Genomic DNA, 25,622 nt, shown 5'->3' on the forward strand with positions numbered 1-25,622 from the left:
TCGATTTATCTCGCTCCCCTGTGCGCCCCCCCTGATCCACACTGGGTTCATCATTCAGAGGAGCACTCCCATGGCAACACGCAGCGAACAACTGGCCGACCACATTGCCGAGCGGCTCGAATTCATCACCTTTCTCGCCTGCAGCAGCGCCCTGCTGGCGCTGTTGTGCGGCATGAGCGGTCAGCAGGCGCTCGCCTTCACCGCCTTGAATCTGCCCTTTGGCCTCGCCATCTTGCTCGGCTCGGCCCTGCTGGCCCCCTTGGCCCCTCACTGGCGCCTCCCTCTCATGGCGGCGCTGCTGCTGGCCTGCGCCCTTGCCAGCCTCAATCTCGGCGGTGAATGGCTGGAGCCCATCGCACTCTGGGGTCTCTATGGCTTGCTCGGTCTGGAGCTGCTCTGGCAGGCTCGCCACCACAAGCCTGCTATCCGGGCTGACGAGGGGCAACAATTGCGCTAATCTTGCCCCCCGATCCGGCCTGTCTCATGACGAGGGCCGGATCCGTCAGCCCATGCACGCGAAGAGGAGAACCCATGAACAAGGCCTGCGCCCAACACATCCTGGTCAAGACGGAGAAAGAGTGTCTCGAGATAAAGAGTAAAATCGACAAGGGCGCCGATTTTGGCCAGATGGCAAAACGCTTCTCCACCTGCCCCTCCGGCAAACGCAGTGGCGATCTCGGTGAGTTCAGCAAGGGTGACATGGTCAAGGCCTTCGACGATGCCGTATTCAAAGGTGAACTGCTCAAGGTACTGGGCCCCATTCGCACCAAGTTCGGCTTTCACCTGATCAAGGTGCTGTATCGCAACTGATAGCCCGATGGGCCGCCCATTCAGCGCGGCCCATGCCAAGCTCCCCCGCCCCGCTCTTTTGAGCCACTCCGCTTAAATAAATTAACCTTATCAGTCCATTAGGTTTATCCTTTGGCCATTTCCCCAAAGGTGCTGCCATGCTGCCCATGCCTGTTCTGCCTCTGCTCGCCTGGTTGTTGCCCCTGTGCGGCGCCTTGGGCAGCCGTGTTGCGATCTGGCCCTGGTGGACCGGCTTTGCCATCTGCCTGGTCGGTGCCCTCTGCTCCCTCTGGCTGTTGCTGCGCCTGCCCTGGCATCCGCGCCGCGCCGTGGCACTGCTCGGTGCCCTGCCGCTAGTGCTACCGGTCTGGTTTTTGGTCAAGGCGTTGCAAGCCCACCCGATCAATGACGTCAGCACTGACCCCCTGGATCCCCCAACATTGCGTTGGGCTAGCCAAGCCCGTAGCGCGGCAGATTTACCCATTAATCCCGCGCCGTTGAAATTTTTCCCGGATAACCCCGCTCCTCTCTATACCAGGGCCAACCGCCCCCAGGTGCTGGCCGAGGCCCGCGACCTGATGACGGAGCTAGGCTGGCAGCACAGTGTCAGTGGGCAGGGCCTGGAGGCCGTGGTAGTCAGCCCCTGGTTCGGTTTTCGTGACGATGTGGCCCTGCGTCTGTTCGAGGGGCCCAAGGAGCTGCGCATCGATATGCGCTCGGCATCCCGCCAGGGGCGCTCCGATCTGGGCGCAAATCGTGCCCGCATCCAGGATTTTCTGACCCGCCTGCACGGGCGTCTGGCCAAGGCCCAGGGCACGACATCTGAGCCCTGACCAGCATTCGGCCCCATCGAGCAAGCACAGAGCAGTAGAGGAATCACATGCGCATCAAGCTAAAAGCGGATCGGGACTATGCCTGGTTCATCAAACCCTTCTTCTGGTTGCAGCAACGCAACTACGGTCAGGTGCTGATCCCGGGCAAGTGCTGGGGGCGCTCGCCGCGCCTGTTTGCCGCCGTCGCCACCCTGTATGGGGTGATCAACCGCAAGCACTCCCCCATCGATCCCGTATTGCGATCATTGGTGACGGTGCGGGTCTCCCAGCTCAACTGGTGCCGATTCTGCGTCGATATCAATGCCATGACCCTGGTCAAGCGTGCCGGATCCAGTGCCAAGGTCGAAGCCTTGGCCCAGTGGCGCACCAGTTCCCTGTTTGATGAACGGGAGCGCGCCGTGCTCGACTATGCCGAGGCCATGACGGGTCTGGACGGGGTGAGCGAGGCCCAGTTTGAGGCACTGCGTCCCTGGTTTGACGATGATGCCCTGGTCGAGTTGACCGGCCTGGTCGCCTTTCAGAACATGTCTGCCAAGTTCAATGCCGCCCTGGACATCCCGGCCCAGGGTTTTTGCCAGTTACCGGTGCAACCTGATGCCGAGGAGCAGCAGGAGCCCCAGTCTCAAGAGGAGAAACCATCATGAGAGGAAGCAAACTGGGATTGCTGCTGCTGATCGCGCTGCTGATCGGTACCTTCTTCGCCCTGGGGCTGGGCCAATATCTGACCCTGGATGCCCTGCAAGCCCGCCAGGCGGCGCTTGCAGCCTGGGTGGACACTCACTTTTGGCAGGCCAGCGCCCTCTTCTTCATCGTCTACGTGCTCAGCACCGCCCTCTCCCTGCCGGGGGCCAGCCTGCTGACCCTGCTGGGCAGCGCCATCTTCGGGATCGGTTGGGGGCTGCTGCTCGTCTCCTTCGCCAGCACCCTGGGCGCCAGCCTGGCCTTTCTCAGCGCCCGCTTCCTGTTGCGCGACTGGGTGAGTGCCCGCTTCGGGGACAAGTTGGCGGCCATCGATGGGGGCATCACCAAGGATGGCCCCTTCTATCTGCTCAGTCTGCGCCTCATTCCCGTCTTTCCCTTCTTCCTCATCAACTTGTTGATGGGGCTGACCGCCCTGCCGCTGCGCACCTTCTACTGGGTCAGCCAGCTCGGCATGTTGCCCGGCACCTTCGTCTATGTGCTGGCGGGTAGCCAGTTGGCCCAGCTCACCAGTACCGGCAATGTCCTCTCCCCCGGTCTCATCACGGCGCTCTGCCTGCTTGGCCTGCTGCCCTGGCTGGCGAGGGCCGGTCAGCACCAGCTCGCCCTGCGCCGCCGCCTCGCCCGCTTCCCGCGACCAGCCCACTTCGATTACAACCTGCTGGTGATAGGGGCCGGGGCCGGCGGCCTGGTCACCAGCTATATTGCCGCCGCCGTCAAGGCCCGGGTGGCCCTCATCGAGAAGCACAAGATGGGCGGCGACTGCCTCAATACTGGCTGCGTGCCCTCCAAGGCGCTGATCCGCAGCGCCCGCTTCGCCGTTGAGCAGCGCCGGGCCGCCGAGCTTGGCTTCGCCCCGCAAACCGCCCGCGCCGACTTCGAGGCCGTGATGACCAGGGTCGCCCAGGTGGTGCGCGAGGTGGAACCCCATGATTCGGTGGCTCGCTATGAGGCATTGGGGGTCGAGTGTATCCAGGGCGAGGCACGCCTCCTCTCTCCCTGGGAGCTGGAAGTCAATGGCCAGCGCCTCTCCAGCCGCCACATCGTCATCGCCACCGGCGCCAGGCCCCTGGTACCGCCTATCCCGGGGCTGACTGAGGTCAACTATCTCACCTCGGACAACCTCTGGCAGCTGCGCGAGCCCCCCCGTCACCTGCTGGTGCTCGGCGGGGGTCCCATCGGCTGCGAGCTGGCCCAGAGTTTTGCCCAACTCGGCATCAAGGTCTCTCTGATCGAGCTGGCAGATCAACTCCTGCCCCGGGAAGAGCGCGAGGTGGCCGAGCTGTTGCAAGCCCAGATGAAGGAGGATGGGGTCGAACTCTTGATTGGCTGGCGCGCCGAACGGGTCGAGTCCCTGGCCCAGGGCCAGATCCGCTTGCACCTGCGCCGGGGGGATCAGCACCTGGAGGTTGAGGGAGATCAACTGCTGCTGGCCCTGGGCCGGGTGGCCAATGTCACCGGCTTTGGCCTGGAGGAGCTGGGGGTCGAGCTGACCCCGCGCGGCACCATAGCCGTGGACGCGTTCCTCGCCACCAACTACCCCAGCATCTCGGCGGTGGGCGATGTGGCCGGCCCCTACCAGTTCACCCATTTCGCCGCGCATCAAGCCTGGTACGCCGCGGTCAACGCCCTCTTTGGCCAGTTCAAGCGCTTCAAGGCGGACTATCGCGTCATCCCGGCTGCCACCTACACCAGCCCTGAGGTGGCCCGGGTCGGCCTCAACCGCAAGGAGGCGCAAGAGCAGGGAATTGCCTTTGAAAGCAGCCGCTTCGAGCTCAAGGAGCTGGACAGGGCCATCGCCGATGGCGAGACCCAGGGCTTCATCGAGGTGCTGACCGTCCCTGGCAAAGACAAGATCCTCGGCGCCACCATCGTCGGCCCCCACGCAGGCGAACGCATCGCCGAATTCACCCTGGCCATGAGACACAAGCTGGGCCTTGGCAAGGTGCTCGGCACCATACACGCCTATCCCACCCTGATGGAGGGCAACAAGTATGTGGCTGGCCAGTGGAAGCAGGCCCACAAACCCGAGGCGCTGCTGCCCTGGCTGGCCCGCTACCACCACTGGCGCCGCCGTGGCAAACTCGATGCCAGGCAACATCCGTTGCAGACTGGCCCGGCTCCCCTGCGGGATCCGGCCCAACCCTCCACTCACCACAAGGAGCCATGATGACCTCTGGCACGCTGCGTTACGCCCTGGCCGCATTGGCCCTGAACTGGGGGTGGCAGGCCCAGGCCTCTGCCGATCCCGACTGGCAACAGACCCTGGCCGAGGCCCGTGGACAGACCGTCTACTTCAATGCCTGGGGTGGCAGCCCGGAGATCAACAGCTACCTCGCCTGGGCGGCCAAGGAGCTGGAGCGCGACTACCGGCTCACCCTGGTGCAGGTGAAAGTCGATGACATCGCGCCCAGCGTCAGTCAGCTGCTCGCGGGCAAGCAGGCAGGCAAGACCCAAGACGGCCCTATCGACCTGCTCTGGGTCAATGGCGAGAACTTCAAGGCCCTGAAAGACAACGGCCTGCTCGGCGCCCCCTTCAGTCAGGAGCTGCCGAATATGGCGCTGGTCGACGCCAGTTTGCCGGTCGATGAAGACTTTACTGTGCCCGTCGAGGGGTTGGAAGCGCCCTGGGGGCTGGGCCAGCTCAACCTCATGGTCGACACCGACCAGGTGCCTGAACCGCCGCGCTCGGCCGCGTCGCTGCTTGCCTGGGCCAAGGCCAATCCGGGCCGGTTCAGCTACCCCAAGCCGCCTCAGTTCCACGGCGCCAGCTTCCTCAAACAGATGTTGCTGGAGCTGGCGCCCGATCCGGCGCCCCTCTATCGCCCGGCGACCGAAGCCGCATTTGCCCCCATCGCGGCGCCGCTCTGGCACTTCCTCGATGCCCTGCATCCCAACCTGTGGCGTCAGGGGAAGGCCTTCCCGGCCAGCGCCGCCGAGACCAAACAGCTGCTCGATGATGGCGAGCTGGCCATGGCCATCAGCTTCAATCCCCAGGAGGCTCTGAGCTCGGTGGAGACGGGCACCCTGCCTCCCGCTGTCAGGGCGGTCGCCATGGCGAAGGGGGCTCTGACCAACAGCCACTTCCTGGCCATTCCCTTCAACGCCAAGGCCCGGGCCGGGGCCAAGGTGGTGGCCAACTTCCTGCTCAGCCCCGCCGCCCAGGCGCGCAAGGCCGACCCCGCCATCTGGGGTGACCCCAGCGTGCTGCGCCAGGATGCCCTGCCCGCCAATGCCGTGCCCGCCTTGCGCTTCAAGGCGGTGGCCGAACCCCATCCGAGCTGGCAGCTGATGCTGGAGAGTGCCTGGACCGAGCGCTACGGGCACTGAGATGCGACACCTGATCCTGCCGCTGACGGCGGCCCTGCTCTGGCTCCCTCTGATCGCGGGTCTGCTTGTCCTGCTTGTTCAAGCCAGGGATCCCGAACCCTGGCTGCGGCTCTGGGCCCAGCCTGGCCTGGGGGAGTCCATCTGGCTCAGCCTCTGGATAGCCTCAGCCTCCAGCCTGCTCAGCCTGCTGCTGGTCGCCCTCTTGCTGGCCCACAGTGAAAATCGCAGCTTCGCCCTGCTGCGCCGCCTGCTCGCCCCCCTGCTGGCCATGCCCCATGTGGCCTTTGCCATCGGCTTTGGTTTTCTTATCGCCCCGTCTGGCTGGTTGTTGCGACTGGTCTCCCCCGGACTCACCGGGCTGAGCCTGCCACCGGACTGGCAGACACTGCATGATCCCTGGGGTCTGGGTCTCATCGCCATGCTGGTTCTGAAAGAGACCCCCTTCCTGCTGCTGATGGCGCTCGGTGCCCTGGATCCTCGTCTGCTTGCCCGTCAGCAGTGGCTGGGGCAGAGCCTGGGGTTTCGCCCGGCCCAGATCTGGTGGCGCTTGATCCTGCCAAGCCTCTGGCCCAGTCTGCGTCTGCCGCTCTATGCGGTGGCAGCCTATGGTCTGGCAGTGGTCGATCTTGGATTGCTGCTCGGCCCCACTCAACCGGCGCCCCTGGCGGTGCGACTCTGGCGCTGGTATCAGGATGCCGATCTAGGCTGGCGCGCCCTGGCCAACAATGGCGCCTTGCTGCTGTTTGGCCTCAACCTGCTGCTGCTCGGCGCCTTGCGCGCCCTCGAGGGGTTGCATCTGCACGGGGGCAAGGGCTGGATGCTCAATGGCCAGCGCCAACGCGCCGCTGCCCGGCTTGCCCCGGCCCTGAGCGCCACCCTGACCGCTCTGCTGCTGGCACTCAACCTGCTGGTGCTGGCCGCCCTGCTCCTCTGGTCATTCACCCGCCGCTGGTCCTTCCCCGCCCCCTGGCCCAGCCAGTGGAGCGGGCACCATTGGCAACAGGCGATCGGTGACATCGCCCAGCCCCTGGCTCACAGCACCTGGCTTGCCTTGTCGACCGCCATCGTGGCCCTCATCCTGGTGGTGTTTGCCCTGGAGGCCCAGCGCGGGCGCAGGCCCTGGCCACTCTGGCTGGTCTGCCTGCCGCTGCTGCTGCCCCAGGCCAGCCTGTTGCTGGGTGCCCGCCTTGGCGCCGACTGGCTCGGTCTGCCGGTCGGCAGCGCCCTGGTATTCTGGAGTCAGCTGCTGTTTGTCTATCCCTATCTCTATCTCTGTCTGTATGGGCCCTACCGTCAATTTGACGATCGTCTGGCCCAGGCGGCCGCCACCCTGGGGGCCAACCCCTGGCAAGTCTGGTGGCGGGTCAAGGGCCCGCTGTTACTGCGCCCCCTGGCCTTTGCCTGCGCCGTGGGCGCCGCCGTCAGCCTGGCGCAATATCTGCCGACCCTGCTGTTTGGCGCCGGGCGCATCACCACCATCACCACCGAAGCCGTGGCCATCGGCTCTGGCCTCAACCGCCGCCTCGCCAGCCTCTATGGTTTGTTGCAATTGACATTGCCGCTGCTGATCTACGCCCTGGCGCTGCGTCTGCCGCGCAGGTCCAATCCGATGGAGACCACCCCATGACCCAACCCCTGCACCTGGGCCCCCTGACTCTGACCCTGGGCCAGCAGACGCTGCTGCAACTGCCCGGGCGCCGCGTAGCCCCCGGGGAGGTATTGACCCTGATGGGGCCAAGCGGCTGCGGCAAGAGTTCACTGCTGGCTGGCCTGGCCGGGGTGTTGCCCCGGGGAGGCCCCCTGCAGCTTGCCGGGGAGATATGGCTCGGGGATCGCCTCCTCAGCGAGCTGCCCGCCTATCGACGCCGCATCGGCATGTTGTTCCAGGACGATCTGCTGTTTGCGCACCTGAGTGTCGTGGAGAACCTGATGTTTGGCATGCCCGCCGAGATAGCAGGGGGGGCGCGGCGTGAGCAAGCCCAGCAGGCGCTGGCCCGGGTCGGGTTGGCAGAGCTGGCCGACCGTCACACTGGTGCCCTCTCCGGCGGCCAGAAGGCCCGGGTCAGCCTGCTGCGCACCCTGCTCGCCGAGCCGGATGCCATCTTGCTGGATGAGCCTTTCGCACGCCTCGACAAGCCGCTACGGGCCGCGTTTCGCGCCCTGGTATTCGAGGAGATAGCCAGCCGCGCCATGCCGGCCATTCTGGTCAGCCACGATGAGGAAGATGCCCCCGCCGCCATCCTGGATCTGGCCTCAATGAGGCAACCAGCCCCCCATCTGCCAGAGGAAAGATCCCTTGTTTGACCGCCACGCCATCGTGCTGATCCGCCGTCCGCTCAGCCTGCTCGCCCGCCCCCTGGCCCGCCTGGGTATCAGCGCCAACCAGGTCAGCATCACCGGCTTTCTCATCGGCATGCTGAGCCTGCCCCTGCTCGCCGTCGGCCAGTTCGAACTGGCCCTCGTCTGCATCTTGCTCAATCGCATCATGGACGGGCTCGATGGTGCCATCGCCCGGATATGCGGCATCACCGACTGCGGGGGCTTTCTCGACATCACCCTCGACTTTATTTTCTATGCCGCCGTGGTGCTGGGGTTTGCCCTGGCGACCCCGGCCAATGCCCTGCCCGCCGCCACCCTGCTGTTCGCCTTCATGGGCACCGGCTCCAGCTTTCTGGCCTTTGCCATCATGGCGGGCAAACGCGGCATCGAAAATCCCGTTTACCATCACAAGTCGCTCTACTACCTGGGAGGCCTGACCGAGGGGAGCGAGACCATCGCCCTGTTCGTGCTCATGTGCCTGTTCCCTCACTGGTTTGCTCCCCTGGCCTACGGCTTTGCCACCCTCTGCCTCATCACGGTGGCGACCCGGATCTGGAGTGGCTACCACAGCCTCAAATCCTGAACCCTGGCTTCTGCCCCTATGATGGGACGCTTGCGCATCGCCATGGATCCACTACCATGGCGACATCCTGTTTTCTGTGCTGTTGGAAGCCTTATGCATCGTTTCATACCCCTCGCCGTTCTCTTTCCCCTGCTCATCGGCTGCAGCAGCGCTGCCAACGAGCCTGTCGCCGTGCCCAAGGTACAGACAAACAGCAGCTTCCTGCTCACGCCCCCCCCCAAGCAACCATCATCCGGGGTACTGGCGGGGGACTTTGCCAACAACCCCGCGGTCAATAGCTTCATAGCCATGATGGTCAGCAAGCACGGCTTCGATCGCGCCGAGCTGCACAACACCCTCTCCCAGGCCTCTCGCGAGCAGTGGATCATCAACCTGATGGATCGCCAGGCCCCGGTAGCAACGGGTCCAAGCGGTCCCAACGGCGCCTGGAATCGCTACCGCGCCAAGTTCATCACCCAGGACAATGTGCAAAATGGTGTCAACTTCTGGCGCGACTACGAGACCGAGCTCAATCGTGCCTCTGCCCAGTACGGCGTGCCTCCTGAAATCATCGTCGGCATCATAGGGGTCGAGACCCGCTGGGGCCGGGTGATGGGCAAGACCCCGATCCTGGATGCCCTGGCCACCCTGGCCTTTGACTATCCCCGCCGCGCCACCTTCTTCCGCGGCGAGCTGGAGCAGTTCCTGATCATGGCCCGCAACGAAGGCATCAATCCGAGCGAGCCGACCGGCTCCTACGCTGGCGCCATGGGGTATGGTCAGTTCATGCCGTCGAGTTTCCACGGCTATGCGGTGGACTTTGACGGCAACGGCCACACCAACCTCTGGGATCCGGTGGATGCCATCGGCAGCGTGGCCCACTACTTCCAGGCACACGGCTGGCGCAAGGGCGATCAGGTGGCGGTCAGAGCCCAGGGCCAGGCGCCCGGGTTCGAAACCGGCTTCCAGACGAGCTATAGCCTGGACACCCTGCGCCGGGCCGGCCTCTCCCCCATAGCGCCACTCGGCGCTCACAGCAAGGCCAGCCTGCTGCGACTGGATGTCGGTAGCAGCTACCAGTACTGGTACGGTCTGCCGAACTTCTACGCCATCACCCGCTACAACCACAGCACCCACTACGCCATGGCGGTCTGGCAACTGGGTCTGGCGGTCAAGGCCGCCCGCGGCTACTGAGTCCGACTCAAAATGCAAAAAAAGGCCCCGAAAGGGGCCTTTTTTATCTGTGTGTCATCACTCGTTTTCCAGCAACCAGCGTTTGAGCAGGGCCGCAAGCTGGGCCTGCTCCTCCTGATTGAGGGGGGCGAGCAGGCGCCGCTCGTTGGCCACATGGCGTTCGACCGCCTGATCAACCAGCGCCAGACCCGCTTCGGTCAGGTTGACCAGCAGGCTGCGCCGATCATCAGGCGCCGCCTGACGCTCGATAAGCCCGCGCTGCTCCAGCTTGTCGAGTCTGGCCGTCATGGCCCCCGAGCTCAACATGGCAGACTGATAGAGCGCGGTCGGGGTGAGCGGCTCGCCGGCCCGGCGCAGGGTCGCCAATATGTCGAAATCGCTGCCGAGCAGGCCGCACTCCTTGAGCTCGTCGCTCACCTCCCGTCCGGCGATGGCCGCCATGCGCGCCACCCGACCCAGCACTCCCATGGGACTGCAATCGAGATCGGGGCGCTGCCGTGCCCATTGAGCCAACAACTGGTCTACATGATCCTCTGCCATAGCGCTGCCACTTATCTTTATATCGAGATACTTGATAATAAAACAAATCACCACTAATGTATCTTCACTTAAAGATACTTATCGAAGAGATATGTCATGCCCATCCTGATTGCCCTGCTCGCCCCCCTGCTGTGGGGCAGCACCTATGCCGTGGTCACCCTCTCCCTGACCGACTACTCCCCTTACTGGGTTGCGGTATGGCGAGCATTGCCCGCTGGCATCCTGCTGCTGTTGCTCCATCCCCGCTGGCCACCACTGCCCTGGGGCAAGCAGTTCCTGCTGGCGTTTTGCAACATCACCGCCTTCTTCGCCTTGCTGTTCGTGGCGGCCTTCCGCCTGCCGGGGGCGGTGGCGGGCACCCTGGGGGCGACCCTGCCGCTGATCCTGATGGGGCTGGCCTGGTTGCAAGATGGTCAACGCCCGACCTTGAAGTGGTTGCTGCTCGGACTGATGGGTCTCGCTGGGGTGTTGCTGCTGCTCAACCCTTCCGCCAGGCTGGATCCCATAGGAGTAGGTTGCGCCCTCTTGGCCACCCTGCTCATCGGCCAGTCCAGCCGCTGGATGCAACGCTGGCCGGTGAGCGATCTGCTGGCGCTGACCGCCTGGCAACTGCTGCTCGGGGGGCTGATGCTGATCCCGCTGGCATGGACTCTGGCAGGCCCCATGCCGATGCCGCAGCCATCCAGTGCGCCAGGGCTGGTCTGGTTGATCCTGTTCAACACCGCACTGGCCTACTGGGCCTGGCTGTGGGGGCTCAAGCGCCACGGCCCCGAGGTGATGGGCATGCTGGCCCTCACCAATCCCATGGTGGCGGTCTCCCTCGGGGTGCTGATGGTGGGCGAGACCCTGGGTGGGCTTCAGTGGCTGGGCATTGGGGTGATACTGCTCTCCCTGCTGCTGATGAAACTGCCCCTGAACAATCCGTTTAAGCGCCGTCGGCCCTCCGTCGCAGAGGGAGTGACCAGAACCGAGCCGCGATGAGGCCCCTGGCCATCAGCCATAAAAAAGAGGAGCCACGATGGCTCCTCTTTTTCGATTGCTTGCAACGCGAGCGCGCTGACTCAGACACCAGCCTTGGCCAGGGCCGCGGAGACAATCTGCTGGGCCTCTTGCTGGATCAGATCCAGGTGCGCCTCTCCTTTGAAGCTCTCCATGTAGATCTTGTAGATGGACTCGGTGCCCGAGGGGCGCGCCGCGAACCAGCCGTGCTCTGTGGTCACCTTGAGGCCACCGATGGCGGCATCGTTGCCCGGTGCCCGGGTCAACTTGGCGATGATGGGATCACCCGCCAGCATGGAAGCCTCCACCAGGGCGGGATCCAGCTTGGCGAGCACCGCTTTTTGGGCGCTGTTGGCTGGCGCATCGATACGGCGGTAGCTGGAGCGGCCGAATTTCGCTTCCAGGGCATCATAGTGGGCCTGGGGATCCTTGCCGGTCACAGCCAGAATTTCAGCGGCCAACAGCGCCAGGATGAAACCATCCTTGTCGGTGGTCCAGACGCTGCCATCCTTGCGCAGGAAGGAGGCGCCGGCGCTCTCTTCGCCGCCAAAGCCAAACTCGCCGCTGTAGAGGCCATCCACGAACCACTTGAAGCCGACCGGCACCTCTTTCAGAGTCCGACCAATCTCGCCGGCGACCCGGTCAATCATCGAAGAAGATACCAGGGTCTTGCCGACCGCTGCCGCCTTGGGCCAGCCGGTTCTGTGGGTGAACAGATATTGGATGGCAACCGCCAGGTAGTGGTTCGGGTTCATCAGCCCGGCGGGGGTGACGATGCCGTGCCTGTCGTAGTCGGGATCGTTGCCAAGGGCGATGTCGAACTTGTCTTTGAGGGCAATCAGCCCCGCCATGGCGAACGGGCTGGAGCAGTCCATGCGGATCTTGCCGTCTTTATCCAGGGTCATGAAGGAGAAGGTGGGGTCCACCTTGTAGTTGACCACTTCGATGTCCAGATCATAGCGCTTGGCGATCACGTCCCAATAAGCCACGCCGGAGCCGCCAAGGGGATCGACCCCTATCTTGATGCCAGCCCGCTTGATGGCATCCAGATCCAGCACGTTGCCAAGGTCGTCCACATAGGGAGTGACGTAGTCATGCCGCACCACCAGCGGGCTGTTGAGGGCATCGGCAAAGGGCATGCGTTTCACCCCGACCAAACCGGCTTCCAGGATGGCGTTGGCCCGCTCTTCCACCCACTTGGTGATCTCCCCTTCGGCGGGGCCGCCGTGGGGAGGGTTGTACTTGAAGCCACCGTCTTCCGGCGGATTATGGGAGGGGGTGATCACCACGCCGTCCGCCAGCGCCGCAGGCTTGCCAGCGTTGTGATGCAAGATGGCGTGGGAGATGACCGGGGTCGGCGTAAAACCCAGATCCGCCTCAATGCGGGTCTCGACGCCGTTGCCCGCCAACACCTCGACCGCACTGGCAAAGGCCGATTCGGACAGGGCATGGGTATCCATGCCGACAAACAGCGGCCCCGTGATGCCGGCCTGCTGGCGGTATTCCACCAGCGCCTGGGTCACCGCCAGGATGTGGGATTCGGTGAAGGCATTGTGCAGGGCGCTGCCGCGGTGGCCGGAGGTACCGAAGGCCACCCGCTGTTCGGGACGGCTCATGTCCGGCTTGTTGAGGTAGTAAGCGCTGACCAGACGGGGAATGTTGGTCAGGTCGCTTAAACGGGCCGGTTGACCGGCATGAGGATGCTGTGCCATGGCGTTATCCTTGCTGCTATACGCATTTGCTGCTTAACGAAACAGGCCCTTGCGAAGGCCCCGCACATTCAAAAACAAGAACCCTGTGAGCCGAGGCTCAGGATCATACGGTGCCGCATGCCTCGGCAATCAGGGCTTCGTCATAACCCATGCTGGCCATCAGCTGGGCAACCATATTCTGCTTGCGACTGGTGTTGGTATTGGTGATCACCCAGAAAGGGGTATCCGGTACCGGCTTGGGCTTGGTGGTGCTGCCACTGGCGCGCAGGGCCTCGGGATCCTGGGAGAAATAGACGCGCTTGCGCCCTTTTATCTCGGTTGCCTGGGTAAATTTCGCCGGATCATCCCGATAGAGCGCCCCCAACAGCAGCATGAAACGGTTGATGGATTTCTCCTCCTGCTGCAGGGCCCCCGACGCCAGCAAGGCCTGTATCCCAGACTTGTCCTGAGTGACAGGGGCCATGGTCTGCACGGTCGCCGGCGTCAACGGCTCAGCCTGGCGCGGCGCCGCGTTCAGCTTGGCGTGAGCGGACTGCTCCAGCAGGCGGCGCAATATATCGGAAGCACTCTCGCCAATGTGACGGGTCTGACTGGCAATATAGAAGTAGAGATCGTCATCAAGTTCGATGGTTTTCATAGGGTTGGCGCTGGGCTCACAGAAAGTGGGATGGTGCGATTATACATAGCCAGACCCGGCGGCCCAAGCGGCCCGTCAGATGTGCATGAATCTCCTCGAGAATACGGCATAATGGCGCATCAGATAGTGATCCAGGCCACCCATGGCGCATTTCTGGCCCACAGGAGCGAGAAACCTGAACCAGACGCCAGGATCCCGGATTGACCGCACAGGAGAACCATCATTGTCAGCCCCTTCATCAACCCTGCCGCTGCTTAATTACAAGGATCAAGGCCAGGGCCCGGCCGTGGTATTGATCCATGGCCTCTTTGGCAGCCTGGACAACCTGGGCCTGCTGGCCCGTGCGCTGACGGACCAGTATCACGTCATCAGCCTCGACTTGCGCAACCACGGCGCCTCCTTTCACTCGGATGAGATGAGCTATCCCCTGATGGCGGCCGATCTGCTGGCGCTGCTCGATAGTCTGCACATCGAGAAGGCGAGCCTGATTGGTCACTCCATGGGAGGCAAAGTCGCCATGCAGCTGGCCAAACAGGCGCCAATGCGAGTCGAGCGGCTGATAGTGGCGGACATGGCACCGGTCGCCTATCCCCATGCCCGCCATCAAAATGTGTTTGCCGGGCTCAATGCCACCCTGGCCACTCCCCCCCAGAGCCGCAGCGACGCCGAAGCGCTGCTGGCGCAACACATCGAGATCCCGGGAGTACGGCAATTCCTGCTCAAATCCTTCGCCAAGGGGGAATCTGGTTGGGGTTGGCGCTTCAATGTGCGGGCCCTTGAGCACAACTACGCCAACATCATGGGCTGGCCAGATAGTCTGAGCCGTTTCGAGGGGCCGACCCTGTTTATCAAGGGCGGTGAGTCGGACTATATGCTGCCCGCCTATACCGAGACGGTGATGACCCAATTCCCCGCGGCCAAGGCACGCATCATCGCCGGAACAGGCCACTGGTTACACGCCGAGAAGCCGGTTTTGTTCAACAAGTTGGTTGTGGATTTCCTGTCGATAGGCGGTTAACAGTTTCAAATCCTTTGTGATATAGTGCGGCCCGTCATAAGGAGTGTGCGCAATCCATGCTGAGCCAACACATTGAACTGATCGAGAGTCTGGGCCTGAAACTATTCTTCGTGGCTGTCTTTCTATTGATTGGCCTGGCTATCCAGGACGTACTCAAACGCGGCAATGTGCCCCGTTTCGGTCGCTTCATTGTCTGGCTGGTACTGTTTTTAGGTTGCGCGGGTTTTGTCGCCAAGGGGCTGATCGAACTGAGCTGGGAAGGCTCGGGTCTCGGCTAACTGCTCATAGATGAAGTATGGCCAAACAGCAAACTGATCGAACAACATTGGATCTGTTCGCAAATGAGAAGCGCCCCGGCAGGCCGAAAACCAATCCACTCCCCCGCGAGACCCAGCTCAAGATCAACAAGCGCAATCAGCTCAAGCGCGATCGGGAGAATGGACTGAAGCGGGTAGAGTTAAAGGTAGAAGCCGAAATGCTGGAGCGCCTGAACCAACTTGCGCTGCAACAGAACGTCAGCCGCGCCGAGCTGATCCAATCTATCCTGAAGCAACAGATCGACTCTGCTCTCGTGGCGGGTCAGCTGATCTGACCGTTAAGCATCAACACCAAATACGGGTAACTAAACACTATGGCAAGTGTAGGTCTGTTTTTCGGCAGCGATACCGGTAATACCGAAGCTGTCGCCAAGATGATCCAGAAAGAACTGGGCAAACAACTGATTGAAGTCCGTGACATCGCCAAGAGCAGCAAGGCCGACATCGACAGCTTCAGCCTGCTGATGTTCGGTATCCCGACTTGGTACTACGGCGAAGCCCAAGCCGACTGGGATGACTTCTTCCCGGAACTCGAAGAGATCGACTTCACCGATAAACTGGTCGCCATCTTCGGGTGCGGTGACCAGGAAGACTATTCCGAGTACTTCCTCGATGCCATGGGCACCCTGCGTGACATCGTCGAGGCCAAGGGCGCCATCATCATTGGCCACTGGCCGACTGCGGGCTACGACTTTGAGGCCTCCAAGGCCCTGGTCGATGACAAACACTTCGTCGGTCTGGGTATCGATGAGGATCGCCAACCAGAACTGACCGCAGAGCGCGTCAAGGGCTGGAGCAAGCAGATCCATGAAGAGATGTGCCTCGCCGAACTCGAGTGAGTCATTTCTGATAAAAAAACGGCCCTCGAGGCCGTTTTTTTATGGGATGTTGCAGGGCATTGACCTTGGTTGTCACCCGCCACTCACGCCATCCCCCCTACGCTCCTTGCGCTGGCGCACATAGAGCGTGCGCTTGACCTCGGCGACCAGCTCCCCCTTCTGATCTTTTACCAATACATCAAACTCGGGGAAGTGTTTGTCCCCCTGATTGGTCGCAGCCTGGATCGAAGCCAACTTGGCTTCGGTCAGGTTGAACTCGGCCACCAGCTTGCCCTTGCCTGGCTTGATGTAGTTGATGCTGCCCGCCTTGTCCCACACATAGTAGTGATTCTTGAAGTAACCCATCAGCATCAGGGGATAGATGGGATCCGTCATGGCGAACATGCTGCCGCCAAACTGGGTGCGATTGGCGTTCTTGTTCCACCACCGCGACTTGAGGCTGACCCGGCAAGTGCGAAAGTCATCGCTGAGCAGCTCTATCTTGATGCCAGCCCCCCAGAAAGGAGGCCAGGCATTGAGGGCGCGGCGCACCCAGGCCGCATTGTCAAAAAGCCAATCCATGGATCTCATCCGACCAGACAAACAGGTGTTACATCTTAACAACAATCGGCCACCAGACAAGGGGGCAAAAATAATCTAATGCGGGTGTCTTGCGAGAACATCTCGGCTAAACCCCTTTAATCACTGGGTTTATTTCTGGTGACCACAAGACCTATAATGACATCTGACCTGAGTTGAAGGTTGCCATTCCCGCGCCAGTCACTCAGAATAACCCCACCTTCGAGAATGCGAATAAGTGAATATGCCAGACAATAATCAAGCGTTAAAAAAGGCCGGGCTCAAGATCACACTGCCGCGTGTCAAGATCCTCGAGATCCTGCAGCAGCCGGAATGCCAGCACACCAGTGCCGAAGACCTCTATAAACGACTGATCGATCATGGTGAAGAGATTGGTCTGGCGACCGTCTATCGCGTTCTGAACCAGTTTGATGATGCCGGCATCGTGACCCGTCACCACTTCGAAGGCGGCAAGTCGGTGTTTGAGCTGTCGACCCAGGAACACCACGACCACCTGGTCTGCCTCGACTGTGGCAAGGTGATCGAGTTCTCCGACGAGGTGATCGAGCAGCGTCAGCGCGACATCGCCAAACACCACAACATCCGCCTGACCAACCACAGCCTCTATCTGTATGGTCACTGCGCGAACGGCGACTGCAAGCACGACGAATAACGCCGTCGGCCGCGAGCAGCCATGAAAAAGCCAGCATCACGCTGGCTTTTTTTGTGTCCGCAATCCGGACCAGAGTGGCAGGGTCTCCCCTGCCCTCTTCTTGTCAGACCGTAGCGATCAGGCCTCGGCTTTGCCCCAGACGTCGCGCAGGGCCACGGTGCGGTTGAACACCAGCTGCTCCGGGCTGGAGAGCTTGTTGTCGGCGCAAAAATACCCTTCACGCTCGAACTGGTAGGCAAACTCCGGCTTGGCGTCCTTGAGGGAAGCCTCGACCCGGGCACCCTTGATGATCATCAGGGAATCCGGGTTGAGCGCCCCTTCAAAGTCGTCTTCGGCTGCGGGGTTCGGCATCTTGAACAGACGATCGTACAGGCGGATCTCCGCCGGCAGGGAGTGAGTGGCGCTGACCCAGTGGATCACCCCCTTCACCTTGCGGCCATCGGCCGGATCCTTGCCCAGGGTCTCGGGGTCATAGGAGCAGTAGATGCAAGTGACCTTGCCCTCTGCATCCTTCTCGACCCGCTCGGCCTTGATGACGTAGGCATTGCGCAAGCGTACTTCCTTGCCCAGCACCAGACGCTTGAACTGCTTGTTCGCCTCCTCTTTGAAGTCCGCCTCGTCGATGAAGATCTCGCGGCTGAAGGGCAGTTCACGCGTGCCCATCTCCGGCTTGTTCGGGTGAGCCGGTGCGGTCAGCACCTCGTCGGCGGCCAGGTTCTCGATGACCACCTTCACCGGGTGCAGCACCGCCATGGCACGGGGAGCGTTCTCGTTGAGATCCTCGCGAATGCAGGCTTCCAGCATGCTCATCTCGACGATATTGTCCTGCTTGGTCACGCCGATGCGCTTGCAGAACTCGCGGATGGCCGCCGGCGTGTAACCACGACGACGCAGACCGGAGACGGTCAGCATGCGCGGATCGTCCCAACCGCTGACGTGCCCCTCGGTCACCAGCAGGTTCAGCTTGCGCTTGGACATGACGGTGTATTCGAGGTTCAGACGGGAGAACTCGTACTGACGGGGGTGGCAGTCGATGCTGATGTTGTCCAGCACCCAGTCATACAGGCGGCGGTTGTCCTGGAACTCCAGGGTGCACAGGGAGTGGGTGATCCCCTCCAGGGCGTCCGAGATGCAGTGGGTGAAGTCGTACATCGGATAGATGCACCACTTGTCACCGGTCTGGTGGTGGTGGGCAAACTTGATGCGGTAGATGACGGGATCGCGCATCACCATGAAGGGGGATGCCATGTCGATCTTGGCGCGCAGGCAGGCAGAGCCCTCTGCGAACTCACCGTTCTTCATCTTGGCAAACAACGCCAGGTTCTCTTCCACACTGCGATCGCGGAACGGGCTGTTCTTGCCCGCCTCGGTCAGGGTGCCGCGATACTCGCGCATCTGCTCGGGGGAGAGCTCGTCCACATAGGCCAGCCCCTTCTCGATGAGCTCGATGGCATAGCCGTGCAGCTTGTCGAAATAGTCGGAGGAGTAGCAGATCTCGCCGCTCCACTCGAAGCCGAGCCACTGCACGTCCTGCTTGATGGATTCGACGTACTCTATGTCTTCCTTGACCGGGTTGGTGTCATCGAAGCGCAGGTTGCATTGGCCCTGGTAATCCTTGGCGATGCCGAAGTTCAGGCAAATGGACTTGGCATGGCCGATATGGAGATAACCGTTCGGCTCCGGCGGGAAACGGGTATGCACACTCTTGTGCTTACCACTGGCCAGATCTTCATCGATGATCTGACGGATAAAGTTGGTTGGGCTGCTCGCCTCGCTCATGAATTCACCTCGAATGTCTCAGCTCATGGGGCAACCGCGCGCCCCCGCTTAGAAACCGACAATGATCCACTATTCATCCATGAGGCTCAACAGGAATTTGCCGCAGCGCCCTGGCTGACATCACGCCAGACGCCATTTACCTCGACGGGGGGTCGCTTCCCGGCCACAGACTTCCTTTATTCCGCCGCCATCGGCTCTCGGGCAAGCGACTTCCCCACGGAGAAGCGTGGGATGCACCAGGGCATAAAGGTGTCCTGTGAGCGCAAACACATGGCTGCTTGATATTGCGGCGAGATCACACTTCAATGTTCTGAAACAAGCTTGTAACATTTAGCAAATCACACCGTGAAGCTGAACAGTGTTGGAACCAACAGAAACCAGGCATTTTCCAAACGGCATCATCCTAGTATCCTATTTACAACTTTGTCATTTTGCTGCGACATCAGGGAAGATGGTCGACAACACCTGTCCCCACCCTTTCCCCCGAGCCACTCGCCTCATCCTCAAACAGGTAGCTGAGCCATGTCCTACTCCGTATCAAGACGTGATTTCATCAAGCAGTGCGTCATAGCCGGCATCGCCGTCTACAGCGCCCCCCTCCTCGCCAACCTCTCCCTGTCCGGCATGGAAGACGAGGTCTTCGATCCCGCCTTGCTCAGCCAATGGAAGCAGGGGGGCAAGGTCAAGTTCCGCAGCGATGGCCTGGCCAAGGTCACCGGCCAGAAGATCTACAGCCGGGACTATCGCGCCCAGGATCTGGCTGGCTGGCCGCCCCAGCAGCAACATGCGCTGCTGATCCGGGTCGACAAGGCGGATCGCCTCTATCTGGGGCTGGATCTCTCCATGCTGCCCGCCAATGCCCAGCCCAGCCGGGTGATCACCGCCGCCGATCTGCTGCGCGATGGCATCGAGCTGCCCGCCTTCTACGGCATCAACATGATGGTGAGCGAGGGCACTACCCCGGACTACCTGGGCCATGCGGCCGCCATGCTGTTCTTCCCGGATTTCGCCACCTTCAACAGAGCCAAACACACTCTGCAATTCAACAACAAGGTGGTGCGCTACGGCGAGGTGACGCCACTGGTCGCCGCCTCCCGCGATCCCTGGGCCTGCTGGCGCATCATCCGGATCGAGGGCAAGCTCGGCATGGCCGATCAGTACAGTGCCTTGCAGAATGGACTCTTCTTCCCGGCTATCGCCAGCCACCAACCGGTATGGCCGACGGCCAGAGCCGATGGCAATGCGGGTGAGCAGGGGATGCATCAGGCCGAGCTGGTCCACAAGGAGCTGGAGGCCGAGGACGCCCTGGTACTGGATCGCACCTATCAGACCCAGTTCATCGAGCCCATGATGATGGAACCGGAAAACTTCAACGGCTGGTTCGACGCCAAGGCGCGCACCATGCACCTGGTGGTGAGCACCCAGTCCCCCCACGACTTCTACTACGAAGCCGCCGAGATGCTGGCCAAGGGGCCGCTGGCCGGCAAGGTCGACAAGCTGGTGGTGCACTCCCCCTTCATCGGCGGTGGTTTCGGGGCCAAGGATCACACCATATTCCCCTTCTACGGCCTGCTCGCCACCCTCTATGCCGACGGCCCGGTGCGCCTGGCCAACGATCGTTTCGAGCAGTTCCAGGGCGGCCTCAAGCGTCATCCGTTCAACATGCACAACAAGCTGGTGCTCGACAAACAGAGCGGCCAGTTCCGTGCACTGATCAGCGCCATGACAGTGGACGGCGGCGGCCGACTGAACTTCACCGGTTCGGTGACCAGCGTAGGTGCCAGCGCCATCCAGGGGGTCTACTACCTGCCCAAGAATGACATCACCGCGGTCGCCCTGCCCTCCGAGAACCCGGACTGCGGCTCCATGCGAGGCTATGGATCCTTGCAGTCCATGGCGGCCATGGAGATGATGGTCAACGAGGCCGCCGCACTGCTGAACATGGATCCGCTGGAGTTGCGGCGCCGCAACCTGATCAAGCCCGGTCAGCCCAATACCCAGGGGGCCATTCCCGAGGGCAACAACCGTTACCCCGAGATCCTGGCGATGGCCGAACAGCACGAGACCTGGGCCCAGCGCCTGGCCAGAAAGCAGGCTTATGAGGCCCAGCATCCGGATCGCCTGCACGGCACGGGTTTCAGCATCACCACCAAGGACTATGGCACCGGCGCCGTGGCCCCCTCCGCCTGTGTCGAGCTGACCAGCAAGGGAGAGATCCTGCTCAAGATCAGTGGCATGGAGATGGGGACCGGGATCCAGACCTCCCAGGCCGAGATCGTCAGTCGCTACTTCGGCCAACCGGCCGACACCATAGCGCTCGCCGAAATCGCGCTCTGGGAGAGCTTCAAGCTGGAAGAGACCGACAACCCCTACACCATCTCCCAGGAACGCCAGGACGAGATGCAGAAGAACCCGCGCTGGACCCTGGCCATTCCACAGGCCTCATCGGCCTCCATCTCCTCCTATTTCCAGAGCCACGCCACCGTCACCGCGGCCCGCATCCTGTTCGAGCAGACGCTCTGGCCGGCAGCAACCGCCATCTGGCGCAAGCAGTACTTTGTCGGCCAGGCGAACCTGGATCTGGGCCCCGCCAGCGAGGCGAGCTGGACAGCTGCGGGGCTGACCACCCGTGGCATGCCGCCGCTGCCGCTCGCCCTGCTGGCGGCCCACGCTCACGCAAATGGTCTGATTACCGGCGCCATGGTGCACAGTTTCAACCGCTGGGCCTGGGCCGAGTGCGACTTCACCATAGAGGGACAGAGCCAACGTCTGCCCATCGATGCGCTGGCGCTGCGCTACGGCGACGGGGCCAGCAGCGAGAAGCGGGCGCAGGCCGACGCCAACGGCTACCAGCTGCTCGATCGCACCCAGGCCCACTACCCCAGCACCAGCCTGAACAACGCCATGGTGACCTACTACGCCCCCTGCGCCACCCTGGTGGAGATAGCGCTGGAAAAAGGCTCGGGCAAGGTACATATCCTGTCCGCCCACAGCTGGCTGGACGCCGGTCGGGTCATCGTCCCCGAACTGGTGGAAGGCCAGATCCAGGGCGGCCTGGCCATGGGGGTCGGTCATGCACTGTATGAGTACCTGCCCGCCGGGCAGGACGGGCCGGGCAACGGCACCTGGAACCTGAACCGCTATCGCGTGCCCAGCGCAGATCAGCTGCCAGTCTGGAACCTGACCCACACCCTGCTGGAGCCCCTCTCGCCGACCGATGCCACCAAGGGCATAGGCGAAGTGGTGATGATCCCCGTGGTCGCCGCCCTGGTCGAAGCCATCTATCAGGCGACCGGCACCCGCTTTTACCATCTTCCCGTCACAGCAACCGACATTCAGAAGGCCATCCAATGACCACAGTAACCATGACCATCAATGACCGTCTCGTCGGCCCGCTCGAGGTGGATGACAACACCATGATGATCGACTTCCTGCACGAGTATGTGAACCTGACCGGCACCAAATTCGGCTGCGGCGTCGGCGTCTGTCATGCCTGCACCATAGTCGTCGACAAGGAGGATGGCAGCAGCGAGAGCGTGCGCACCTGTATCAACGGGGTGGGCCGCTTCAACGGCAAGCGAGTTCGCACCGTGGAAGGACATGCAATGCGCAACAGCATGGGCAAGATCATCGCACTGAGTCCGGTGCAGCAAACCTTCCTGGATCACTTCTCCTTCCAGTGCGGCTGGTGCACCTCGGGTTTCGTCAACGAGACCACTGTGCTGCTGGAACGGCTGCGCAAACAGCCGGTGGGGGTGGCCGATCTGGAGCAGACTATCTCGGCGGCACTGAACGATCACGTCTGTCGCTGCACCGGCTACAAGAAATACTACGAGGGGGTCAAGGCCATGCTCATCAAAGAGGGAGTGGTCAAATTATGAACCTCTCCAGACTGGCATTAGCACTGCTGCTAGGCATCGGGGTCGTTACCGGCGCCAAGGCCCAGGATCCCTTGGTTGAGCAAGGGCGTTATCTGGCCAAGGTCGGCGACTGTGCCGCCTGCCACACGACCGAAAGCGGTCAGACCTACGCGGGTGGCCTGGCCTTTAAAACCCCTTTTGGCGTCATCTACTCCACCAACATCAGCGCTGACAAGAAACAGGGTATCGGCAACTACAGCTATCAAGACTTCTATGAGGTGATGCACAACGGCAAGGCGCCAACAGGGCGTCTCTACCCCGCCATGCCTTACACCTCCTATCATCTGGTCACGGATGCAGACATGAAGGCGCTCTATGCCTACTTCATGCAGACCAAGCCAGCCGCCACCCCGAACCGTGACAACGAGGTCGGCTTCCCCTTCAATGTGCGCACCGGGCTATTGGGCTGGAATCTGGTGGCTCATGACGACACCGCCTTCGCACCCGACGCAACAAAAAGCGCCAATTGGAATAGGGGTCGCTATCTGGTAGATGGCCTGGGGCATTGCGGCGAGTGCCATACGCCACGCAACTTCTTCATGGCAATGGATTCATCCCACTATCTGCAAGGGGCCAGGATCGAAGGGGTGATGGCCCCCAACATCACCGCCACCGAGCTCAGGCGTCAAGGCTGGACCCAGGACTCCCTGAGCAAGCTGCTGCAAAAAGGCTACTCGATCAAAGGGGGCGTCTTCGCAGGCATGTATCCGGTGGTGGAGAAGAGCTTTGCCTATCTAACAGAGGAAGACATGCATGCGGTGACCAGCTACCTGCTCGACAGCGACACGCCCCTCTCATCCCCTGAGCCCAAACCGGCTACCCTGGATACCCGGCATCCCGGTTATGCCCTCTATCGCAACTACTGCACCGGCTGTCATGGCCAAGACGGTCAGGGCAAGCCGAACGTGACTCCGGCCCTCTCCAGCAATGGAACCCTGGATCAGCCGAGTCCAGTCAATACCCTGGCCATACTGCTCCATGGGATCCCGGCCCAGCGCTACAGCCAGACCGAGCGCTTTGCCCCCATGCCCGGGTACATCAATGAGATGAGTGATCAGGATCTGGCGGATCTGACCAACTTCCTGCGCCAGACCTGGTCTAGTCAATCCGTCAAAGTGAGTGCCGACGAGGTCAGGACGCTTAAGCAGGAGCTGGCCGAGCATCATGAGTGACCATCACGTCGAAGTACTGCGCCAGAGCTTGACGTGGCTGGCCCAGGGCAAAAGCGTCTGGCTGTGCAGCATAGTGGCCACCTATGGCTCGGCCCCTCGTCCCAGGGGGGCACTGTTTGCCACCGATGGCATCCACCGCAGCGGTTCCATCTCCGGTGGCTGCATCGAGGATGCCTTCGTCGAGAAGCTGGCCAGAGGGGAGCATGACGCCCCCCTGAGCCTGCTCGACTATGGCTCCCACCTGACCCCGGATGGCAGCCAGTTCGAACTGCCCTGCGGGGGCAGCATCCAGCTACTGGTCGAACACCTGATGCCAGGGAATGAGGCCACCCAAGACTTGAATAGGTGGCTGGCCTTGCTGCAAGGCGCCACCTCCTTCGTGCGAGAGGTTCGCATTGCGCAAAGGGAGAGGATCTACCTGAGCGGCGAACGCCTTTGCGGGGACGCGCCAGGGGTCGTCCGCCTCGCCTATGCCCAGCGCTGGCGCCTGCTGCTGCTGGGGATCAGCCAGGTGAGCGAACAGGTGGCCAGGCTCGGACAGGCCGCCGGCTTCGAGGTCTTGCTCTGCGATACCCGCGAAGCTTACCGATCCGACTGGCACTGGGGACCCGAGCAGGGGGGCATAGCGGTGCAGTGGTGCGATCCCGAACGTTTCGTCGAGCGTCACGCCACAGCCCAGAGCGCCGTGCTCGCCCTGGCCCACGACCCCCGCATCGATGACGCCGGGTTGATGGCGGGGCTCGAATCCGACGCCTTCTACCTGGGCGCCATGGGCTCGGTACGCACCAGCGAGCGCCGACTGGAGCGATTGCAACGGATAGGGGATAGCAGCCAGGCGCAGCTGGCGCGGATCCATGCCCCCATCGGACTGCCCATCGGCAGCAAGTCCCCGATCGAAATCGCCATTGCCACCCTGGCCGAGGTGATCGCCGTCCGTCATGGCATTCGCCTGAGGCTCAGGCAAGATGCAACCTGAACGGGTCGCCCTGCTGCTGGCCGCCGGTTTCTCCCGTCGCTACGGCAGTGACAAGCGTCTGGCGGGTTCGCCTCCGCTGATCCTGCGCACCCTGGCGACCCTGCTCCCCAGCCATGATCGCGTACTGGTGGTGCTGCGCCGCGAAGACGAGGTGCTGCGCCGCCTGCTGGCGGACTCCGGGGCAGCGTTGACCCAGGTACCGATCGACGGCGGCCTGGGGGACAGCCTGGCCCATGGTGTCCGTACCCTGCTCAGCCAAGATGGGCCCATCCACAGCCTGCTGGTGGTACTGGCCGACATGCCACACCTCTCCCCCGCTAGCCTCCAGGCCTTGCAGGTCGCCCAGGATGGCTGCTCGCTGGTTCGCCCCGTTTACCTGGGGGAGCAGGGCCACCCCGTCAGCTTCCCCGCCGATCTGCTGGCCGAACTGGCCCGCCTCTCTGGCGATCGAGGCGCCAAGCAGGTGCTGGATCGACACATCGACCGGCTGATCTGTCTGACACTCAACGATCCCGGCTGCGTGCAGGATATCGACTGGCCAGACGACCCGCTCTGACCGGCCAATCCTCTGGGGCAACATTTTCCCGCACCTTTCACTCCATCCCCGCCAGACTCCGTCCGGCGCCCCCCTGCACGACAGATAAAAAAAGACCCCGCACCAGGCGGGGTTTCAAGATGAAAAATCAAAACAGACTCACACACAACAAAGGTTCACACGCACAGTCAACCTTTCCCAAAGCCGATGGCAGATCGGCC

At 62.2% G+C, this 25,622-nt stretch carries 26 protein-coding genes; 21 read left to right on the forward strand and 5 right to left on the reverse strand.

Translation table 11 applies throughout. The features are described 5' to 3' along the window. The first annotated feature begins 70 nt into the window (after nucleotides 1–70). The 10 genes from M2367_RS07205 (at nucleotide 71) to mltB (ending at nucleotide 9,726) form a co-directional block, all read left to right on the forward strand. The gene (locus tag M2367_RS07205; RefSeq protein ID WP_259236284.1) at nucleotides 71–457 is read left to right on the forward strand and encodes a hypothetical protein; all 387 of its coding nucleotides are present in this window, start codon (nucleotides 71–73) and stop codon (nucleotides 455–457) included. Between the two features lie 74 nt (nucleotides 458–531). Continuing rightward, nucleotides 532–810, forward strand: coding sequence for a peptidylprolyl isomerase (locus M2367_RS07210; RefSeq protein WP_005907794.1), 279 nt, complete (start codon nucleotides 532–534; stop codon nucleotides 808–810). A gap of 137 nt (nucleotides 811–947) precedes the next feature. Then, the gene (locus M2367_RS07215; RefSeq protein ID WP_259236285.1) at nucleotides 948–1,622 is read left to right on the forward strand and encodes a DUF1499 domain-containing protein; all 675 of its coding nucleotides are present in this window, start codon (nucleotides 948–950) and stop codon (nucleotides 1,620–1,622) included. Between the two features lie 47 nt (nucleotides 1,623–1,669). Beyond that, nucleotides 1,670–2,266, forward strand: coding sequence for a carboxymuconolactone decarboxylase family protein (locus tag M2367_RS07220; RefSeq protein WP_042039701.1), 597 nt, complete (start codon nucleotides 1,670–1,672; stop codon nucleotides 2,264–2,266). Then, nucleotides 2,263–4,491: an FAD-dependent oxidoreductase gene (locus M2367_RS07225; protein WP_259236286.1), complete on the forward strand. Its 2,229-nt coding sequence runs from the start codon at nucleotides 2,263–2,265 to the stop codon at nucleotides 4,489–4,491. The genes M2367_RS07220 and M2367_RS07225 overlap by 4 nt, the downstream gene beginning before the upstream one ends. Next, on the forward strand, nucleotides 4,491–5,651 hold the full coding sequence (locus M2367_RS07230; protein ID WP_224432587.1) for an ABC transporter substrate-binding protein: 1,161 nt from the start codon (nucleotides 4,491–4,493) through the stop codon (nucleotides 5,649–5,651). The genes M2367_RS07225 and M2367_RS07230 overlap by 1 nt, the downstream gene beginning before the upstream one ends. Nucleotide 5,652: 1 nt before the next feature. After that, complete coding sequence (locus M2367_RS07235; RefSeq protein WP_259236287.1) at nucleotides 5,653–7,278, forward strand: ABC transporter permease; 1,626 nt, start codon at nucleotides 5,653–5,655, stop codon at nucleotides 7,276–7,278. Continuing rightward, nucleotides 7,275–7,955 carry an ATP-binding cassette domain-containing protein gene (locus M2367_RS07240; RefSeq protein WP_259236288.1) on the forward strand — a complete coding sequence of 227 codons (681 nt, stop codon included), beginning with the start codon at nucleotides 7,275–7,277 and terminating at the stop codon, nucleotides 7,953–7,955. Before M2367_RS07235 ends, M2367_RS07240 begins: the two co-directional genes overlap by 4 nt. Then, entirely contained in the window at nucleotides 7,948–8,553 is a 606-nt protein-coding gene (locus tag M2367_RS07245; protein ID WP_224432584.1) for a CDP-alcohol phosphatidyltransferase family protein, read from the forward strand. Before M2367_RS07240 ends, M2367_RS07245 begins: the two co-directional genes overlap by 8 nt. 93 nt (nucleotides 8,554–8,646) lie before the next feature. Then, the gene (gene mltB / locus M2367_RS07250) at nucleotides 8,647–9,726 is read left to right on the forward strand and encodes a lytic murein transglycosylase B (RefSeq protein WP_224432583.1); all 1,080 of its coding nucleotides are present in this window, start codon (nucleotides 8,647–8,649) and stop codon (nucleotides 9,724–9,726) included. 57 nt (nucleotides 9,727–9,783) lie between these two features. On the opposite strand, the gene M2367_RS07255 is transcribed toward mltB, so the two are convergent. Then, a complete protein-coding gene (locus M2367_RS07255; protein WP_224432582.1) occupies nucleotides 9,784–10,266 on the reverse strand; it encodes a MarR family winged helix-turn-helix transcriptional regulator in 483 nt (160 codons plus the stop codon). 96 nt (nucleotides 10,267–10,362) lie between these two features. On the opposite strand from M2367_RS07255, the gene M2367_RS07260 reads away from it, so the two are divergent. Further along, nucleotides 10,363–11,247: a DMT family transporter gene (locus tag M2367_RS07260; RefSeq protein ID WP_224432581.1), complete on the forward strand. Its 885-nt coding sequence runs from the start codon at nucleotides 10,363–10,365 to the stop codon at nucleotides 11,245–11,247. An 80-nt stretch (nucleotides 11,248–11,327) separates the two neighbouring features. Here the strand turns inward: M2367_RS07260 and pgm are convergent, their stop codons facing one another. Both pgm and seqA read right to left on the reverse strand, forming a co-directional pair. Continuing rightward, the gene (pgm, locus tag M2367_RS07265) at nucleotides 11,328–12,977 is read right to left on the reverse strand and encodes a phosphoglucomutase (alpha-D-glucose-1,6-bisphosphate-dependent) (protein ID WP_224432580.1); all 1,650 of its coding nucleotides are present in this window, start codon (nucleotides 12,975–12,977) and stop codon (nucleotides 11,328–11,330) included. Between the two features lie 103 nt (nucleotides 12,978–13,080). Then, entirely contained in the window at nucleotides 13,081–13,614 is a 534-nt protein-coding gene (gene seqA, locus M2367_RS07270; protein ID WP_042039711.1) for a replication initiation negative regulator SeqA, read from the reverse strand. A gap of 223 nt (nucleotides 13,615–13,837) precedes the next feature. Here seqA and M2367_RS07275 point away from each other — a divergent pair, with 223 nt between their 5' ends. The 4 genes from M2367_RS07275 to fldA are packed head-to-tail and all read left to right on the forward strand — an operon-like array spanning nucleotide 13,838 to nucleotide 15,788. After that, on the forward strand, nucleotides 13,838–14,632 hold the full coding sequence (locus tag M2367_RS07275) for an alpha/beta fold hydrolase (protein ID WP_259236289.1): 795 nt from the start codon (nucleotides 13,838–13,840) through the stop codon (nucleotides 14,630–14,632). A 56-nt stretch (nucleotides 14,633–14,688) separates the two neighbouring features. Continuing rightward, nucleotides 14,689–14,910, forward strand: a complete 222-nt coding sequence (locus M2367_RS07280) for a DUF2788 domain-containing protein (RefSeq protein WP_005894863.1) — start codon at nucleotides 14,689–14,691, stop codon at nucleotides 14,908–14,910. Nucleotides 14,911–14,927: 17 nt separating this feature from the next. After that, nucleotides 14,928–15,224, forward strand: coding sequence for a LexA regulated protein (ybfE, locus tag M2367_RS07285; RefSeq protein ID WP_005894861.1), 297 nt, complete (start codon nucleotides 14,928–14,930; stop codon nucleotides 15,222–15,224). A gap of 39 nt (nucleotides 15,225–15,263) precedes the next feature. After that, nucleotides 15,264–15,788 carry a flavodoxin FldA gene (fldA, locus tag M2367_RS07290; RefSeq protein ID WP_005894859.1) on the forward strand — a complete coding sequence of 175 codons (525 nt, stop codon included), beginning with the start codon at nucleotides 15,264–15,266 and terminating at the stop codon, nucleotides 15,786–15,788. 72 nt (nucleotides 15,789–15,860) lie between these two features. Here fldA and M2367_RS07295 read toward each other — a convergent pair whose 3' ends face one another. Further along, entirely contained in the window at nucleotides 15,861–16,349 is a 489-nt protein-coding gene (locus M2367_RS07295; RefSeq protein ID WP_042039712.1) for a DUF4442 domain-containing protein, read from the reverse strand. A gap of 241 nt (nucleotides 16,350–16,590) precedes the next feature. Between M2367_RS07295 and fur the strand changes: the two genes are divergently transcribed. Further along, nucleotides 16,591–17,019 carry a ferric iron uptake transcriptional regulator gene (gene fur, locus M2367_RS07300; protein ID WP_005894855.1) on the forward strand — a complete coding sequence of 143 codons (429 nt, stop codon included), beginning with the start codon at nucleotides 16,591–16,593 and terminating at the stop codon, nucleotides 17,017–17,019. A gap of 117 nt (nucleotides 17,020–17,136) precedes the next feature. On the opposite strand, the gene glnS is transcribed toward fur, so the two are convergent. Further along, complete coding sequence (gene glnS / locus M2367_RS07305; protein ID WP_224432577.1) at nucleotides 17,137–18,798, reverse strand: glutamine--tRNA ligase; 1,662 nt, start codon at nucleotides 18,796–18,798, stop codon at nucleotides 17,137–17,139. Nucleotides 18,799–19,320: 522 nt separating this feature from the next. On the opposite strand from glnS, the gene M2367_RS07310 reads away from it, so the two are divergent. The 5 genes from M2367_RS07310 to M2367_RS07330 are packed head-to-tail and all read left to right on the forward strand — an operon-like array spanning nucleotide 19,321 to nucleotide 25,422. Further along, a complete protein-coding gene (locus M2367_RS07310) occupies nucleotides 19,321–22,152 on the forward strand; it encodes a xanthine dehydrogenase family protein molybdopterin-binding subunit (RefSeq protein WP_259236290.1) in 2,832 nt (943 codons plus the stop codon). Then, on the forward strand, nucleotides 22,149–22,679 hold the full coding sequence (locus M2367_RS07315; RefSeq protein ID WP_042039715.1) for a (2Fe-2S)-binding protein: 531 nt from the start codon (nucleotides 22,149–22,151) through the stop codon (nucleotides 22,677–22,679). Before M2367_RS07310 ends, M2367_RS07315 begins: the two co-directional genes overlap by 4 nt. Then, nucleotides 22,676–23,890, forward strand: coding sequence for a cytochrome c (locus M2367_RS07320; RefSeq protein ID WP_259236291.1), 1,215 nt, complete (start codon nucleotides 22,676–22,678; stop codon nucleotides 23,888–23,890). The genes M2367_RS07315 and M2367_RS07320 overlap by 4 nt, the downstream gene beginning before the upstream one ends. Next, complete coding sequence (locus M2367_RS07325) at nucleotides 23,883–24,866, forward strand: XdhC family protein (protein ID WP_259236292.1); 984 nt, start codon at nucleotides 23,883–23,885, stop codon at nucleotides 24,864–24,866. Before M2367_RS07320 ends, M2367_RS07325 begins: the two co-directional genes overlap by 8 nt. Next, entirely contained in the window at nucleotides 24,856–25,422 is a 567-nt protein-coding gene (locus tag M2367_RS07330) for an NTP transferase domain-containing protein (RefSeq protein ID WP_042039722.1), read from the forward strand. The genes M2367_RS07325 and M2367_RS07330 overlap by 11 nt, the downstream gene beginning before the upstream one ends. Nucleotides 25,423–25,622: the final 200 nt, after the last annotated feature.

The organism is Aeromonas sp. BIGb0445, from assembly GCF_024809075.1.
GTDB classification, from domain to species: Bacteria; Pseudomonadota; Gammaproteobacteria; order Enterobacterales; family Aeromonadaceae; genus Aeromonas; species Aeromonas rivuli.

Coding starts and splice junctions, on each gene's coding strand:
- M2367_RS07205 (WP_259236284.1), top strand. CDS start 71: ATGGCAACACGCAGCGAACAACTGGCCGACCACATTGCCGAGCGGCTC.
- M2367_RS07225 (WP_259236286.1), top strand. CDS start 2,263: ATGAGAGGAAGCAAACTGGGATTGCTGCTGCTGATCGCGCTGCTGATC.
- M2367_RS07235 (WP_259236287.1), top strand. CDS start 5,653: ATGCGACACCTGATCCTGCCGCTGACGGCGGCCCTGCTCTGGCTCCCT.
- M2367_RS07310 (WP_259236290.1), top strand. CDS start 19,321: ATGTCCTACTCCGTATCAAGACGTGATTTCATCAAGCAGTGCGTCATA.
- mltB (WP_224432583.1), top strand. CDS start 8,647: ATGCATCGTTTCATACCCCTCGCCGTTCTCTTTCCCCTGCTCATCGGC.
- M2367_RS07255 (WP_224432582.1), bottom strand. CDS start 10,266: ATGGCAGAGGATCATGTAGACCAGTTGTTGGCTCAATGGGCACGGCAG.
- M2367_RS07215 (WP_259236285.1), top strand. CDS start 948: ATGCTGCCCATGCCTGTTCTGCCTCTGCTCGCCTGGTTGTTGCCCCTG.
- pgm (WP_224432580.1), bottom strand. CDS start 12,977: ATGGCACAGCATCCTCATGCCGGTCAACCGGCCCGTTTAAGCGACCTG.
- M2367_RS07220 (WP_042039701.1), top strand. CDS start 1,670: ATGCGCATCAAGCTAAAAGCGGATCGGGACTATGCCTGGTTCATCAAA.
- ybfE (WP_005894861.1), top strand. CDS start 14,928: ATGGCCAAACAGCAAACTGATCGAACAACATTGGATCTGTTCGCAAAT.
- M2367_RS07230 (WP_224432587.1), top strand. CDS start 4,491: ATGACCTCTGGCACGCTGCGTTACGCCCTGGCCGCATTGGCCCTGAAC.
- fur (WP_005894855.1), top strand. CDS start 16,591: ATGCCAGACAATAATCAAGCGTTAAAAAAGGCCGGGCTCAAGATCACA.
- seqA (WP_042039711.1), bottom strand. CDS start 13,614: ATGAAAACCATCGAACTTGATGACGATCTCTACTTCTATATTGCCAGT.
- glnS (WP_224432577.1), bottom strand. CDS start 18,798: ATGAGCGAGGCGAGCAGCCCAACCAACTTTATCCGTCAGATCATCGAT.
- M2367_RS07315 (WP_042039715.1), top strand. CDS start 22,149: ATGACCACAGTAACCATGACCATCAATGACCGTCTCGTCGGCCCGCTC.
- M2367_RS07240 (WP_259236288.1), top strand. CDS start 7,275: ATGACCCAACCCCTGCACCTGGGCCCCCTGACTCTGACCCTGGGCCAG.
- fldA (WP_005894859.1), top strand. CDS start 15,264: ATGGCAAGTGTAGGTCTGTTTTTCGGCAGCGATACCGGTAATACCGAA.
- M2367_RS07260 (WP_224432581.1), top strand. CDS start 10,363: ATGCCCATCCTGATTGCCCTGCTCGCCCCCCTGCTGTGGGGCAGCACC.
- M2367_RS07325 (WP_259236292.1), top strand. CDS start 23,883: ATGAGTGACCATCACGTCGAAGTACTGCGCCAGAGCTTGACGTGGCTG.
- M2367_RS07280 (WP_005894863.1), top strand. CDS start 14,689: ATGCTGAGCCAACACATTGAACTGATCGAGAGTCTGGGCCTGAAACTA.
- M2367_RS07295 (WP_042039712.1), bottom strand. CDS start 16,349: ATGGATTGGCTTTTTGACAATGCGGCCTGGGTGCGCCGCGCCCTCAAT.
- M2367_RS07330 (WP_042039722.1), top strand. CDS start 24,856: ATGCAACCTGAACGGGTCGCCCTGCTGCTGGCCGCCGGTTTCTCCCGT.
- M2367_RS07320 (WP_259236291.1), top strand. CDS start 22,676: ATGAACCTCTCCAGACTGGCATTAGCACTGCTGCTAGGCATCGGGGTC.
- M2367_RS07210 (WP_005907794.1), top strand. CDS start 532: ATGAACAAGGCCTGCGCCCAACACATCCTGGTCAAGACGGAGAAAGAG.